The sequence below is a fragment of the Streptomyces sp. NPDC087422 genome (genome assembly GCF_044744145.1).
Classification (GTDB): Bacteria; Actinomycetota; Actinomycetes; order Streptomycetales; family Streptomycetaceae; genus Actinacidiphila.
In genome coordinates, this window is sequence record NZ_JBIUXT010000019.1 from 18,352 (window position 1) to 33,247 (window position 14,896).

Sequence of the window (14,896 nt, forward strand, 5' to 3'; positions counted from 1 at the left end):
TGCGGATTATCGGCGGCCCGACCGTCGAGAACTCCCGCTATTCGTCCCGCGGATGACCGCCTTCCGAAAGACGCGATCGACGCAGATGGGAGGCGTCGATACGTTCATCCCCAACTTGTCGACGGCGCGTTGCCGCCCACGTCGGGCCGTGTTCAGCAATTCGCGCCACGCCGGAAAGGACGTCATGTCACCCCCCCACCCCATGGTGATCGCACCCGCTCCACCCCGTATGAGCCGCCGTCTGCTGACCTGGGTACTGACCGCCCTGGCCATGCTCACCGTGGTCCCGCTGATGACGGTGACCGCCGCGACATCGGCCACCGCCGCCGAAACCCCCCTCAACCCCAGCCAGTTCCACGGCGTGCACTGGTCGCGCCTCGGGGACAACTTCACCTTCGACAGGCTCGTGCTCCAGGGCCTGTCGGCCAACGACGACTACAACTCCGCCAGGACCAAGGCCGACGGTATGTTCGCCGCGTTCCAGAGCACTCTGGGCGCCAACACCGTGCGGCTGCCGATGAATCCCGCCACGGTCAACTGGAACACCTACAACGCCGTGATCGACGCGGCGACGGCCAAGGGCTTCAAGGTCATTCTCTGTTACTGGTCGGAGGACGGCAGCAACACGATAACCAGCGCTTACCTGCCCACCTGGAATCAGATGTGGGACACGGAGATCGCCCGGTATCTCAGCAATCCGCTCATCTCCTTCGACCCGATGAACGAGCCCGTCGGCATGACCACTCCCCAGTGGCTCGACTTCGCCGCCAACTGGATCGCCCGGGCGAGCGCGGCCGGGCTGCCCAGGAGCCGGATGTTCATCGAGGGCGCCCAGGCCGACGGCGGCGGCTGGGGAAGCGACCTCAGGCCGCTGTGCAACGACTCCCGTTTCAACGGGGTCTACCTCGCGATGCACCGCTACGCCTTCCCCTACGGCGCGCGGTCGTACAGCGACTGGGTCAACGACATCAAGACCTACATGGGCAACTGCTCCTCGCGCACCGTCATCGAGGAGTTCGGCGCCGACGCCGACAACGGCATCAACTACGACGCCACGCCCAGCAGCACCACGCCCAAGGAAGTCGCCTTCCTGCGGGCCGTCACCGATGTCGCCCGCCAGTACAACCTGGGCACGATCTGGTGCCACGGCATCGGCGGCAGGACCACCAGTTCCGACCACGACTCGCTGAACATCCTCAGGCTCTACAGCGCGTACGGCGGCGGCACCCAGAATCTGCCGCTGTGGGTCCCGAACCAGACGGCCGTCAACCGCCTCGAATACGCCTGGGGCGCGTCCGGTGCGAGCACGACCCGGCTGCGCGATGTCGGGTACACCGCGTGCCTCGACATCCCCGGCGCGTCCCACGTCAATGACGTCCAGCTCCAGGTGGCGGGCTGCGGCGCCGGCGACAACCAGCAGTGGACACGCCAGTCCAACGGCGCGATCAGCGTCTACAACGGGACGAAGTGCCTGGACGCCCAGGGCTTCGGCAAGACCAACGGCACTCATGTCATCAGCCATGACTGTCTGGGCACCGCCAACCAGCAGTGGCTGTTCTTCTCCGACGGCACGGTCCGCGGCGTCGATTCGCACCTCTGCCTGGACGCCGACCTCTACAGCGCCCAGAACGTCCAGCTCTGGTCCTGCGGGAACGGCACCAACCAGAAATGGCAGCTCCTGTGACGAGGACGCCTGCCGGGCACATGCGCCGCCGGTCGCGGAGACTCCACCCCGTGGCCGGCGGCGCTCGCCGAGTCGGCGGGCGGCGGCACCGCCCGGGGGACGGCGGAAGCCGCCGCTCCGGGCCATTCGCTTAACGGATTGACGCCTCCCGAAACACGAACTTCACACGCACGACTCTTGGCCTTAGCGTCATCCGCATCCTGACAGGCCGATATACGGCGTCCGGAGATCAGGTGTACCGGGGCGTCAGATCAGGTGTACCGGGACGTCCCCATCACTTCACGGAGGAAACATGTCTGCCGGAATTGCGAGCCGAGGATGACGGGCGGGGCGCCGGCGATCGTGGTGCGCAATGTGTCGAAGTCGTTCGGCGGTGTCGCGGCGGTCCAGAATGTGTCCTTCACCGTATCGGGCGGCGAAGTCGTCGCATTGGCGGGTGAAAACGGCGCGGGGAAATCCACGGTGAAGAACATCATCGGCGGAATCCTGCGTCCCGACACCGGGCGGGTCGACTTCGGCGGGCCCGGCGCCGACGCCGACAAGGCGGGTGCGGCGGGCGGGACGGGCGGTGCCGGAACGGGCGCTGCGAGAAAGCGCTCAGGTGTTGCCACGGTGCACCAGGAGACCAGTCTCTTCCCGGATCTCACGGTCGCCGAGAACATCCTCATCGGCCGGCTGCGCGACGGCCGCTCGCTGACCGTCAGGCCAGGACGCCTCAAGCGGCTCGCGGCGCCCGTCCTGCACCGTGTCGGCGCGCGCTTCGGCCCGGAGGCGCTCGTACGGGACCTGTCCGCCGGGCAGCGGCAGTTGGTGGAGATCGCCAAGGCGCTGGCCACCGAACCGCGGGCCATCGTCTTCGACGAGCCGACCGCTTCGCTCAACCTCGCGGAACGCGAACTGATCATGCGGATCATCGAGCAGTTGCGCGCCGACGGAGTGGCGGTTCTCTACATCTCGCACTACCTGGAGGAGATCGCGCGGCTCAGCCAGCGCATCGTGGTGATGCGGGACGGACAGGTCGTCGGCGACCGCCCGACGAGCGAACTGGACCGCAGCGCGCTCGAAGCCCTCATGGTGGGACGCGAACTCGCCCGGGGATACCCGGCGCTGCCGCGTCCGCGGTCCGAGACCATGCTCTCGGTGCGGGACCTCGACGACGACGCACGCGTCAGCGGGGTCTCGTTCGACATCGCCAAGGGCGAGATCTTCGGGCTCGCGGGGCTGATGGGCTCCGGTCGCACCGAGGTCGCCAGGGCCGTCTTCGGGCTCGGCGGCAGGACCGGGCGGATCGAGATCGCGGGGCAGCCGCTGCGCCGCGGCGACGTCCGCGCGGCCATCGCGGCCGGAATCGCGTTCGTCACCGAGGACCGCGCGCACGAAGGGCTCTTTCTGGAGCGGCCCATTCGGGAAAGTCTCTCCCATGTCGACCTCGGCTCGGTCTCCGCCGCGCGAAAGGGCGGCTGGCTCGACCACCGGGCCGAACGGCGTCTGGCCCAAGAACTCGCCGCCAAGGTCGGGCTCGTCGCCCGCGGCGGCCTGGAATCCGGCGGGAATTCACTCAGTGGAGGAAACCAGCAGAAAGTCGTCATCGGCAAGTGGCTTGCCAGGAAACCACGTCTGATCATTCTGGACGAGCCGACCCGGGGAATCGACGTCGGCGCCAAGGCGGAAATCTACCGTCTTCTCATCGATCTGGCCGACAGCGGATCGTCCATCCTGCTCATCAGTTCGGAAATGGAGGAAGTGCTCGGCCTCAGCCACCGCGTCGGGGTCATGCACGACGGCAGATTGGTTGACATTCTCGACAGGTCCCAGGCCACTCAGGAAACGGTGATCAGGCTCGCCACGGGCGGCGTCCGATGAGAACCCCTTCGTGGCTGTACGACGGCCCCCGCGCGCTGGTGCGGCGACAGCCGCTGCTGCCCGTGCTGGCGGTGCTGCTGATCGTTCTGTCGGTGTCCTACGACGGCTTCGCCGGTACGGCGAACTTCCGCAACATCGCCGTACAGGCGAGTCCCCTGACCATCGCCGCGGTGGGCGCGACCTACGTGGTCATCACGTCGGGAATCGACCTGTCCGTCGGCTCGATGCTGTTCCTGGCCGCCGCCGTCGAGTCCAGCGACGCCCTGATCGGCAGGCCCGCGGGCGTGGTGTTCCTCGCCGTCGCCGCGGCGGGGGTGTGCATGGGGCTGCTCAACGGCGCCGCGGTCGCGACGAGCCGGGTGCCCGCCCTCATCGTCACCCTCGCCACTCTCCAGGTGTTCCGCGGCGCCGGGGGTCATATCACCGGCCAGCAGAACATCAACCTCCCGGCGAATCTGCGGGACATCGGCACATCGGCGGTGCTGGGGGTTCCCGCGCCGGTCTGGCTGGCGGCGGCCGCGGCGCTCGGCGGGGGCTGGGTGTTCAGCCGCACGCTGTTCGGCCGGTATCTCCAGGCGGTGGGTTCCCACCGCGACGCCGCCGTCAACGCGGGCCTGCCCGTGAAGTGGGTGACCGTCGGGGCGTACGCGCTGGCCGGGCTGCTGGCCGCGCTCGCGTCCCTCACCCAGACCGGCCGCCTCGGCGCCGTTCAGCCGTCCATCGGCCAGGGCTACGAACTGACGGTCATCACGGCCGTCGTCCTCGGCGGGACGAGTCTGTTCGGTGGCCGCGGCAGCATCACCGGCACCGTCCTGGGCGCCCTCGTCCTCACGACCGCGCAGACCGGACTGGTGTTCTCCGGGGCCTCTCCCTATGTCTTCGACATCGTCCGGGGCGCCGTTCTGCTCGTCGCTGTTCTCGCCGCCGCCGTCCGGTGGCGCAATCCGGTCCGGCTGTTCGGTCCGACCCGTACCTCTCCGTCGGACGGCCCCCGGACCGTGCCCGCGGAGGCCGGCGCAACGAAACTGAAGGAGCTCAGATGAAGCCGAACCTGATCACAAGATGCGCGGCCGTCGCGGCCGTGGCCTGCCTGGCGCTGACGGCCTGTGGCTCGTCCTCGAAATCCGGGGCGGGATCGACGTCCGGGGGCAAGCACGGCACGATCGGGGTCAGTTTCGATCTGCTCAACGCGATCCGCACCTCGGAGAAGGTCTCCATCGAGAAGGCGGCGGCAGCGGCCGGTTACAAGGTCGTCTTCTCCGTCGCGGACCAGGACGCGCAGAAGCAGGCGTCGCAGATCCAGGATCTGATCCAGACCCGCAAGGTCGACGCGCTCATCGTCATCGCGCAGGACGGGAAGCAGATCGCCTCCTCGATCAGCCTGGCCAAGGCCCGCCGCGTTCCCTTCGTGACCATCGACCGGGCGGTCGCCGACGAACAGGACATCACGTTCCAGATCACCGGCGACCCCAAGGCGGACGGCAAGCTGGCGGCGGACGAGTTCGCCGCGGCGGCCAAGTCCAAGCCGTTGAAGGTGCTGGAGCTGGTGGGCGCGCTCACCGACCAGAACGCGATCGGCCGCAGGGACGGCTTCGACCACACGCTGGACGGCAACCCCGACGTCACGGTGGTCAGCCGGGTCCCCACCAACTGGGACCCGTCTCAGGCGCTGGACGGCACCTCCAACGCGCTGCAGAAGGACTCCGGCATCAACGCGATCTTCGTTCCGTCGGACTTCCTTCTGCCGTCGGTGCAGTCGGCGCTCACCACCGCCAAGCGGCTCGCTCCGATCGGCGACCCCAAGCATGTGTTCCTGGTGACGATCGACGGTGACGAGAACGGCTGCAAGGCCATCAAGGACAAGACCCTCGACGCCGACATAGCCACCCGCGTCGACCAGTTCGGCAAGGAGGCCGTCGCGTCGATCGCCACGGCGCTGGCCAAGCAGACCGTCAACCCCAAGACGGTCCAGAGCGCGGGCGTGACCCTCGACCAGGCCAACTTCGCGGCCGTCAGCTCCCAGGTGTGGGGTTGCGGTGCCTGAGACCGCCGACACCGGATCGCGTCCGGGCCGCCTGTCGTGGCTGCGTGATCCGGCCCGTCGTCCCGCCTGGTTCGGCGATCTGTCGATGCTGCCGGCCCTCGCCGTGCTGATCGCCGTCCTGAGCCTGACCACTGACGGCCTGCTGACGTCGTCGAACATCACCAATGTGTTCAGCCAGTCGGCCGTCGTCGCGATCGCCGCCATCGGCGCGACCTTCGTGATCCTCACCGGCGGCATCGACCTGTCCACCGGGAGCGTCATCGGCGCCAGCGGCGTCGCGGGGGCGTGGGTCATCACCACGACCGACAGTGTCGCGGCGGGCATCACGTTCGCGCTGCTGACCGGGGCGGCCATCGGTGTGCTGGTCGGACTGCTGGTCGCCAGGCTGCCCGTCGTGCCGTTCGCGGTGACGCTCGCGGCGCTGTACGTCGTCAGCGGCGCCACGACGCTCCTCAGCCACGGCAGGACGATCGCCCCCGTCCCGACCGGTTTCGTCGACTTCAGCATCGACGGGCCCGGCGGCGTGCCGTACGCCGTGTGGATGACGGTCGGGCTGTACGTGGTCGCGCAGGTCGCCCTGACGCGCACGGCGTGGGGCCGCCGGGTCCTGCTGCTGGGAGCCAGCGAGGAGGTCGCCCGGATCAACGGGGTCAACGTCCCCCTCATGAAGACCAGCGTGTACGCGGTGGCCGGTCTGTTCTCGGCGCTGGCCGGTGTCGTGCTGACCTCGGAACTGGCCGGGGCGGGAGCGAGCATGGGCAGCCCCCTGCTGCTCAACGTCGTCGGCGGCGTGGTCCTCGGCGGCACCAGTCTGTTCGGCGGTCGGGGCAGCCTGCTGCGCACCGCGACAGGGGTGCTGTTCCTCGGCTTCCTCTCCAACGGCATGAGCCTGCTCGGACTGGCCTCCTACGACCAGCAGATGGTGACCGGCGCGCTCATCTTCGTCGCCGCCTGCGGGGACGGTCTGGTGCGCTGGGTACGCCCACGATCGGCCACCGCCTGACCGCCGCCGTCACAGCCGCCGTACCTCACTCAACAACTCGACCCATGGACGAAGAAGCAGGCGATCAATGAGATTCACCCACAAAGTCGCGGTGGTCACCGGCGCCAACTCCGGTATCGGCCGGGCCACCGCCGTGCGGCTGCTGGCCGAAGGCGCCCAGGTGCTCGCGGTCGACCTCCGCCATGACGCACCGTGGCCCGAGCCCGACCGCGACCGGCTGAGCACGCTCACCCTCGATGTCGCGGCGGCGGACGCCGCCGACGTCCTGACCGATACCCTGCGGTCGCGCTTCGGGCGCGTCGACGTGCTCGCCAATGTGGCGGGCATCCTGCGCATCGCGCCCTTCCTCGACGTGAGCCGCGCCGACTGGGACCGCGTCCTCGCGGTGAACCTGACGGCGCCGTTCTTCCTCGCCCAGGCGGTGGCGCGGATGATGGTCGACACGAAGACTCCCGGACGCGTCGTCAACGTCTCGTCGGTGCACGCCGTCGTCTCCGAGCCGGGCGCCGCGCCGTACACCGCGACCAAGGGCGGTCTTGAGGCGATGACGCGGACCATGGCGTCCGAACTCGCCCCGCACGGCATCACGGTCAACTGCGTACGGCCGGGGCCGGTGCGTACCGGCATGAGCGACCCGATCTACACACCCGCCGTCGAGCGGGCGCTGGAGTCCCGCGTGCCGCTGGGCATCGCGCCGCCCGAGTGGATCGCGGCGGCCATCTGCTACCTGGCGTCCGACGAGGCGTGCTACACCACCGGAGCCGGTCTCGATGTCGACGGAGGGTACGCGATGGACGGCGCGCTTCCCGGATTGGCGTACTCGTGAGCGCCCGGGAGCAGCGGGTCGCGGTGGTCACCGGGGCGGCGTCCGGCATCGGCCGGGCCACGGCGCTCCGGTTGGCGGACACCGGATACGACCTCGCGGTGCTGGACATCGACGCCGACGGCCTGGCGCGGACCTGCGCGGAGATCGAGAAGGCGGGGGGTACGGCCCGCGCCTTCCCCGTCGACCTGCGCGATCCCGACGCGGTCGGCTCGGTCACCAGGGAAGTCGCCGTCACGCTGGGAACACCCGCGCTGCTGGTGAATGTCGCGGGCACCGGACTCGCCGCGACGGTGCTGGAGACCAGCGACGAGGACTGGGACCGCGTCCTGTCGGTCAATCTCACCGGGCCCTTCCTCACCACCCGCGCGATGCTGCCGCTCATGCTCGACAACGGCGGTGGCGTGGTCGTCAACGTCGCCTCGGTCGCGGGCCAGGTCGGCCTCGCCCGGCGGGCCGCGTACTGCGCCTCCAAGGCGGGGCTGGTCGGGCTGACCCGGGCCATCGCGGTGGACCACGCCAAGGACGGCATCCGGTGCGTCGCGGTCTGCCCCGGCACCGTCGCGACCGAGTGGATCGACAAGATCGTCGCGAACGCCCCCGATCCGCTCGCGGCCCGGCAGGCGATGACCGCCCGCCAACTGGACGGACGGCTCGGCTCGCCCGAGGAGATCGCCGCCACGATCGCCTTCGTCGCGGGCCCGGACGGCCGCTTCATCAATGGCGCGGCGCTGATCGTCGACGGCGGCCTGACCGCGGCGTGAGCCGTCCTCGGAAGGGGACCGGCCGTACGCCGGGGAGTGACGGTCCGGGGTCCGCCGGGGCCGCCTCTCGCGGACGACGCCGTCCGCGAGAGGCGGCCCCGGTACCCGGCCGGACCGCGCTGATCAGGCATTGATGTCCCGCACGCCCGTAGTGGCCCGGGGGGCGATCGGGTAATTTGGCCGCACACGAAAGGAACCGTCAGTGACCCTGTCCACAGGTGACAACGACGTCCCGTCCGAGCAGGGGACGACGGTTCCCCGCGACGCGATGTCTCTGCAGACAGCGTGGCTGCGCAGCTTCCTCGCGGTCGCCGACCGGGGCGGATTCGGCACCGCCACGCATACTCTGCACCTTTCGCAGTCGCGGGTCAGCGCGCACATAGCGGCGCTGGAACACGCCCTGGGGGTCACGCTCTTCGACCGCAAGGCCCGCCCGGTCTGCACCACGCAGGCGGGTGACCTCTTCTACGGTCACGCGCGGGCGGCGCTCCAGGAACTCCAGCGCGGTGTCGACGCCGCCCGCAGTACGCAGGACCAGATCGTCGCCCACCTCACCGTGGCCAGCTACCCGTCGGTCAGCTCCACCTATCTCCCGACGCTCCTCCAGGTCCTCAAGGCGGACCATCCCGGTCTCACCGTCGAGCTCTGGGAAGGGACCGCGGCCACGTTGGAGGAGGCCGTCGCGACGGGCACGGTCGACATCGCCTTCCGGCCGACGCTGCCGAAGATGCGCGAGCCCACGCTGTGCCACCGCACGATCTGGCGGGAGGACATCGTCGCGGTCATGCGGGACAACGATCCGCTGGCGACCAAGGCGACCGTCCGCGTGGACGACATCCTCTCCCGGCCCCTCATCGGCAATCCGGCCGGTTCTGAGGAGGAGGGCGGCGGCTACGACCTGCGGCACATGCTCGGGGAGTACGAGTCGAAGGCGGACATCGCCTATCTCACCGATCATCCCGCCACGCTCATCGCCCTTGTCCGGTCGGCGTTCGGCATCGGGATCATCAACCAACTGGCCGTGGAGACAACGACGACGGACGGTCTCACCGTCCGCCGTATCGAGTCGCCCACCGCCCACCGGGACGTCGCGCTGTTCTGGCCCCGCCGGCGTTCGAGCAACGCGGCCGTCTGCGCCTTCCTCAACGCGCAGGGCCGCACGCCGCTCCCGGCGAGCGTACGGCCCCTTCCGCCGACGGCCTGAGCCGGTCGCCCGGACGCCGCCGCCGTACGCGCCCGGAGCGGCCTTCCCGTCTCAGCCGCGGAAGGCCGCCACGGGGACGCCGCGCGTGTCCGTGGCGACGACGAAGACGGAGCCGGACAGCGGGGAGCGCTCCAGATCCTCGGCGGACAGGCCCTCGCGGGCCGAGGTGACGTACAGCCTGCCGTCGGCGCCGAAGGCACAGCTCGTGGGCTGCGGGACGGGCACCGGTACGCGTCCGATCACGCGGCCCGCCGGGTCGTAGCGCCGTACCTCGGCGCCGCCGTGCATGGCTGTCCAGAAGCAGCCGTCGACGTCGACCGCCAGGCCGTCGGGGACCCCGGAGCCCTCGGTCTTCGTCAGGACCTCAAGGCCGCCCAGTTCCCCGGAGTCGGCGTCGAACGCGCTGCGGTAGAGCAGTCGGGCGTAGCTGTCGGCCAGGTACATCACGGTGTTGTCGGCGTTCCAGCCCAGTCCGTTCGGCAGGACCAGCCCGTCCGCGACGACGACGCTCGGGGCGTCTGCGTCCCAGCGGTGGAGCCGTCCCTGGCCGGGGGCGAACCGCATGTCGTTGCTGCCCGCCCAGAACCGTCCGCGGACGTCCACCTTGCCGTCGTTCATCCGCAGGTTCGGCTCCGGCAGGACCGGGTCGACGACGGTGGTCACGCCGTCGACGAGGAAGCCGAATCCGCCGGCCACGGCGGCGGCGAACCCGTCCTCGTGGGCCCGCGGCGCGACCGCGCCCACCATGACACCGACCTCGGTCACGGTCTGCCGCCCGGTGGCCAGGTCGTCCTCGTAGACCGTGCCGCCGTAGATGTCGACCCACACCAGCCGGCCGGTCCTGGGGTCAAAGACAGGGCCCTCCCCCACCTCGGAGGTGTCGCTGCGCACCGCGACATCCAGATCGGTGTAGGTCCGCACACTGCCCATGACGACTCCGTTTCCGCGTGACTTCCACGTTTTCCCGCGTGTTCCTCGGCCGCGTGCTGTTCCGGGCGGTCGCGGCGGCCCCTGCCGGACAACCTCGCCCGCGGCCGTGGCCACTGTCAACGGCGGATAGCGGATGGCGGGGATCCGGGCTGCGAATGGGCCGTTTCCCGTGGTCGCGCACGGCCCAATTCACAGCGGTGGGAAGGAGTCCCTCCGGCCGGGGTGCGTGCAGCACCGCCCTGATGAAGGCGCGGGCCGCCGCGCCCAGCGGCCGTTCGGAATGCCACCAGGGCCCTCGCCAGGTCCTGAGCCCGCACGGGGACCTCGCACGGGACCCCGAGCAGGACCCTGCACGGGGACCCCTCACAGATAGGCAGGCAACCTGCTAATCTATTCGACAGGCAGCCTGCCTATTCAGGGCCGCTGCGACCCGCCCTGGACCGCGCCCGAACGCGGGCGGCAGGGGACCGGCGGGCGCGGGAAGCGAGAGGAGTCACGCGGTGAAGGTCATCGCACGCGGTGCCGTACCGGTACCCGTCAGCGGGGCGCACGGCGACGGGCGGCGAAAGCCCTTCGGCGCGCGCTTCGTGACCCCGCTGTACACGGGGGCCGCGCTCAATCCGGTCAACAGCTCGGTGATCGCGACGGCTCTGGTCCCCATCGCCGCCTCGCTGGACATACCGGTCGGGCGGACCGCGATCCTGATTTCGAGCCTCTATCTGACCAGTGCGATAGCGCAGCCCGCGGCCGGACGGCTGGCGGAGGTGTTCGGCCCGCGCCGGGTGTTCCTGACCGGCACGCTCATCGTGCTCGCCGCGGGCGTGATCGGCGCGATCGCCTGGAATCTGCCCGTCCTGGTGCTCTCCCGGGTCCTGATCGGCGCGGGCACGTCCGCCGCCTACCCCTCCGCGATGCTGCTGATCCGCCGCCGGGCGACCGCGGTCGGTCTCCAGGATCCGCCGGGCAACGTCCTCGGCGGTCTGGCGGTCGCCGGTGCGGCCACCGTGGCGATCGGGCCGGCCGTGGGCGGGCTGCTCGTCGGCGGGCTGGGGTGGCAGACCGCGTTCCTGGTCAACGTCCCGGCCGCCGGTGCCGCCTTCGCGATGGCGCTGCTGTGGATCGACAAGGACCCCGCCCGCGCCGGGGGCCGCTCACCGCGCGAGCTGGCCGTACACATCGACGTCGTCGGCATGGCGGGCTTCGCGGGCGCCCTCACCTCGCTCCTGGTCTTCCTGACCGGGCTGCCCACGCCGGACTGGACCGCGCTGGCGGCCGCGGTCGTCCTGGCGGGAGCACTCGTCGCCTGGGAACTGCGGGCCGCCCGTCCGTTCCTCGATGTGCGGCTGCTCGCCTCGAAGCCCGCGCTGACCCGCACGTATCTGCGCAACGGGCTGACGCTGATGGGCACCTATGTGATCCTCTACGGTCTGACCCAGTGGCTGGAGGCCGCGCACGGGCTGTCCGCGTACCAGGCGGGCCTGGTCCTCGTCCCGATGGGCGCCCTGTCGGCCGTCACGGCCCGGATCGCCTCGCGCCGCACATCGGTGCGGGGCGTGCTGATCGGCTCCGCGGTCCTGCTGCTGCTCGGCGCGGCGGCCGCCCTGCCGCTCACGGCGCACACACCGGTCGCCGCCGTCGTCGCCGTCACCGCGCTGTTCGGCCTCACCTCGGGGGCGAGCACCGTGGCCAACCAGACGGTCCTCTACCGCGAGTCCCCGCCCGAGAGCGTCGGCACGGCCTCGGGGCTGCTGCGCACCTTCGGGTACATCGGCTCGATCGCCTCGGCGGCCATCACCGGGATCGCCTTCCACAGCCGCGTCGACGACACCGGCCTGCACCGTATCTCGTGGTCGCTGGTCGCCATCGGCGCCGTCGTCCTCCTCATGACCGTCTTCGACCGCCACCTGGCCGGTGTCCGACAGGGCTCCGCGGCGGCGGTCGATCCCCCCGTCCGACACGACCACACCGCTGAACCGCACCGCTCAGGTGATCCGCGTCTCTCAGAAAGTACCGACATGACCACCCCCGCCCAGCCCGTCGTCGCCTCCCGTACCGCCCTGTTGCTGATGGACTTCCAGCCCGCGGTCCTGGCCGCCGTTCCCGACGGCGAGGCCGTGCTCGCCCGCGCCCAACAGGCCCTGGCCTGGGCACGTTCGCTGGACATCCGCGTCGTCCACGTCCGCGTCGCCTTCGCGCCGGAGGACTTCGCCGCCGTGCCCGACCGCAACAAGTCCTTCGCCCCCGTCGCCCGGCAGGGGTTCCTCGCCGACGGCAGCCCGGAGGCGGACCTGCACGACGCGCTCGACGTACGGGAGGGCGACATCGTGGTGCGCAAGGTCAGGGTCGGCGCGTTCTCCGCCGCCACCGGACTCCACCCGACGCTGCTCGGCCAGGAGATCGACACCCTCGTCCTCGCCGGGCTCTCCACCTCGGGCGTGGTGCTCTCGACCGTGCGGCACGCCGCCGACGAGGACTACCGGCTCTACGTCCTCAAGGACGCGACCGGCGACCCCGATCCGGAGGTCCACCGCGTGCTGACCGAGAAGGTGTTCCCGAGCCAGGCGGACGTCATCACCACCGACGATCTGTCCGCGCTCGGCAAGCAGGCTTGAGCCCCCGCTCCCGACGTGAAGTCGGTATCCGGAAATCGGATCGGACCCATATGCGATACGGGTCGGCGGTGTTGTCCGGGCAGTGCCCCGCCTCCCGGCTGTGAACTGGGCTGATCCGCTTTCCGAATAGGGCTGTTCCGACATCCACGCTTCACTGTCGCCGCGGTGCGCACGTATCGTCCTGAGGTATGGACATCCCACTTTCCAGTCCCCTGTGCGCAATTGAAGAGTTGCCGGAAATCCGCCGCGGTGGATTCACGGAACGGGACCCTGAATCAGCGCACACAACGGATGAGTGGGTGAGCTTTCCCTCGGTGTTCGGGGATCTCCCGCCGGATTCCGGCGCGGGTCTCCTCCCGAACTCCGTCCGGCCGGTGTGCGCATGACGAACGTGCGCGGAACGGACACCGGCGCGGCGGCGCCCGCGCGGACGGCCGGTGAACCGGCCGTCCCGCTGGTCGCACGGCCCGGCATTGACAACATCGGGCTGGTGCGGACGGACGTGGCGGCGGGCACGCCCGTACGGGTCGCGCGGGGTGTGGTCCCCGCCGCCGACGACATCGCCGCGGGCCACAAGGTGGCCGTCTCCCCCATCGCCGCGGGCGCCGAGGTCCGCAAGTACGGGGAGGTCATCGGTGTCGCCGCCCGCGACATCCGGCCCGGCGAACACGTACACGTCCACAATCTCGGCCTCGGCGACGCCACCGCCCGCGCCGGGGCGCCGCGGCCCGCTCCCCCGGCCTGGCGGCCCCCGGCCGAGGCCACCCGCGACCACTTCCTCGGTTACCGGCGCGCCGACGGCCGTGCCGCCACCCGCAATTACCTGGCCGTGCTCCCGACGGTGAACTGCTCGGCGACCGTGGCCCGGATGATCGCCCAGGCCGCCAACGACCGCCACGCCGGGGCGCCGGGCCTGGACGGCGTCATCGCCCTGACCCACGACCTCGGCTGCGGCATGGCCGAGGGCACCGAGGGCGACGACCTGCTGCGGCGCACCCTGCGCGGCTACGCGCGCCATGTGAACATCGCCGGTGTGCTGACGGTCAGTCTCGGCTGCGAGGTGAACCAGCCGGAGAACGTCTTCGGCGACGATCCGGCCGTGCGCACGCTCACCATCCAGGCGCTCGGCGGCACCGCGGCGACCGTGAACGCCGCGCTCGACCGCGTCGCCGAGATGGTCGGGGGCCTGGCGACGCTGGCCCGCGAGCCGGTCGGCCTGCACGAACTCACCCTCGGACTCCAGTGCGGCGGCAGCGACGCCTATTCGGGGCTGACGGCCAATCCGACGCTGGGCGTCGCCGCCGATCTGCTGGCCGCCGCGGGCGGGCGGGTCGTCCTGGGCGAGACCCCGGAGATCTACGGTGCCGAGCACCTGCTGCGCGACCGCGCCGCCACGCCCGCGATCGCCGAACGCCTCGACGAGTTGATCGCGTGGTGGCAGCGGTACGTCACCCGGCACGGCGCCGCGCTGGACAACAATCCCTCCAAGGGCAACAGGGCCGGGGGCATCACCACCATCTGGGAGAAGTCGCTCGGTGCGGTGCTCAAGAGCGGGAGCAGCCCGCTCAACGGAGTCGTCGGCTACGCGGAGCCGGTCACGGCGCCCGGTCTGACGTTCATGGACACGCCCGGATACGACCCCGTGTCGGCCACCGGCATGGTCGCGGGCGGGGCGAATCTGCTGGCCTTCACCACCGGTCGCGGCTCGCTGTTCGGCTCACGGCCCGTGCCCTGTCTGAAGATCAGCACCACCAGTCGGCTCTACCAGCACATGAGCGGCGACATGGACTTCGACGCCGGCCCGGCGATGTCCCGCGACGAGCATGTGCGGTACGGCACCCGGCTCTTCGAGACGCTGGTGGACATGGCCTCCGGCACGCCGAGCAAGTCCGAGGCGCTCGGCTTCGGGGCCGAGGAGATCGTGCCGTGGCGCATGGGGGCCGTGCTGTAGGAGCCGGACCCCGGCGGC

The 14,896-nt window shown here is 70.6% G+C and carries 12 protein-coding genes; 10 read left to right on the plus strand and 2 right to left on the minus strand.

Annotation, left to right across the window (positions count from 1 at the left end; all coding sequences use genetic code 11):
• The first annotated feature begins 229 nt into the window (after positions 1-229).
• Positions 230-1,684 (plus strand): ricin-type beta-trefoil lectin domain protein, encoded by a 1,455-nt coding sequence (locus tag ACIO6U_RS35185; protein ID WP_355349057.1) that lies wholly within the window; start codon positions 230-232, stop codon positions 1,682-1,684.
• Between the two features lie 251 nt (positions 1,685-1,935).
• Here ACIO6U_RS35185 and ACIO6U_RS35190 read toward each other — a convergent pair whose 3' ends face one another.
• Positions 1,936-2,160 carry a hypothetical protein gene (locus ACIO6U_RS35190; RefSeq protein WP_391162235.1) on the minus strand — a complete coding sequence of 75 codons (225 nt, stop codon included), beginning with the start codon at positions 2,158-2,160 and terminating at the stop codon, positions 1,936-1,938.
• On the opposite strand from ACIO6U_RS35190, the gene ACIO6U_RS35195 reads away from it, so the two are divergent.
• The 7 genes from ACIO6U_RS35195 to ACIO6U_RS35225 all read left to right on the plus strand — a co-directional run bounded on the left by ACIO6U_RS35195 (position 2,078) and on the right by ACIO6U_RS35225 (position 9,385).
• Complete coding sequence (locus tag ACIO6U_RS35195) at positions 2,078-3,547, plus strand: sugar ABC transporter ATP-binding protein (RefSeq protein ID WP_401725510.1); 1,470 nt, start codon at positions 2,078-2,080, stop codon at positions 3,545-3,547. The genes ACIO6U_RS35190 and ACIO6U_RS35195 overlap by 83 nt on opposite strands.
• Positions 3,544-4,590, plus strand: a complete 1,047-nt coding sequence (locus ACIO6U_RS35200; protein WP_401725410.1) for an ABC transporter permease — start codon at positions 3,544-3,546, stop codon at positions 4,588-4,590. The genes ACIO6U_RS35195 and ACIO6U_RS35200 overlap by 4 nt, the downstream gene beginning before the upstream one ends.
• On the plus strand, positions 4,587-5,591 hold the full coding sequence (locus ACIO6U_RS35205) for a sugar ABC transporter substrate-binding protein (protein ID WP_401725413.1): 1,005 nt from the start codon (positions 4,587-4,589) through the stop codon (positions 5,589-5,591). Before ACIO6U_RS35200 ends, ACIO6U_RS35205 begins: the two co-directional genes overlap by 4 nt.
• Positions 5,584-6,594: an ABC transporter permease gene (locus tag ACIO6U_RS35210; protein ID WP_391049893.1), complete on the plus strand. Its 1,011-nt coding sequence runs from the start codon at positions 5,584-5,586 to the stop codon at positions 6,592-6,594. Before ACIO6U_RS35205 ends, ACIO6U_RS35210 begins: the two co-directional genes overlap by 8 nt.
• A 67-nt stretch (positions 6,595-6,661) precedes the next feature.
• Complete coding sequence (locus ACIO6U_RS35215) at positions 6,662-7,420, plus strand: SDR family oxidoreductase (RefSeq protein WP_355349045.1); 759 nt, start codon at positions 6,662-6,664, stop codon at positions 7,418-7,420.
• Complete coding sequence (locus ACIO6U_RS35220; protein WP_401725417.1) at positions 7,417-8,181, plus strand: SDR family NAD(P)-dependent oxidoreductase; 765 nt, start codon at positions 7,417-7,419, stop codon at positions 8,179-8,181. Before ACIO6U_RS35215 ends, ACIO6U_RS35220 begins: the two co-directional genes overlap by 4 nt.
• A 202-nt stretch (positions 8,182-8,383) precedes the next feature.
• Positions 8,384-9,385 carry a LysR family transcriptional regulator gene (locus ACIO6U_RS35225; protein WP_355349039.1) on the plus strand — a complete coding sequence of 334 codons (1,002 nt, stop codon included), beginning with the start codon at positions 8,384-8,386 and terminating at the stop codon, positions 9,383-9,385.
• Positions 9,386-9,436: 51 nt separating this feature from the next.
• Here the strand turns inward: ACIO6U_RS35225 and ACIO6U_RS35230 are convergent, their stop codons facing one another.
• On the minus strand, positions 9,437-10,315 hold the full coding sequence (locus ACIO6U_RS35230; protein ID WP_401725420.1) for an SMP-30/gluconolactonase/LRE family protein: 879 nt from the start codon (positions 10,313-10,315) through the stop codon (positions 9,437-9,439).
• 500 nt (positions 10,316-10,815) lie between these two features.
• On the opposite strand from ACIO6U_RS35230, the gene ACIO6U_RS35235 reads away from it, so the two are divergent.
• Positions 10,816-12,927 carry an MFS transporter gene (locus tag ACIO6U_RS35235; protein WP_401725423.1) on the plus strand — a complete coding sequence of 704 codons (2,112 nt, stop codon included), beginning with the start codon at positions 10,816-10,818 and terminating at the stop codon, positions 12,925-12,927.
• A 382-nt stretch (positions 12,928-13,309) separates the two neighbouring features.
• Positions 13,310-14,878: a UxaA family hydrolase gene (locus tag ACIO6U_RS35240; RefSeq protein ID WP_401725426.1), complete on the plus strand. Its 1,569-nt coding sequence runs from the start codon at positions 13,310-13,312 to the stop codon at positions 14,876-14,878.
• The last annotated feature ends 18 nt before the right edge of the window (positions 14,879-14,896 follow it).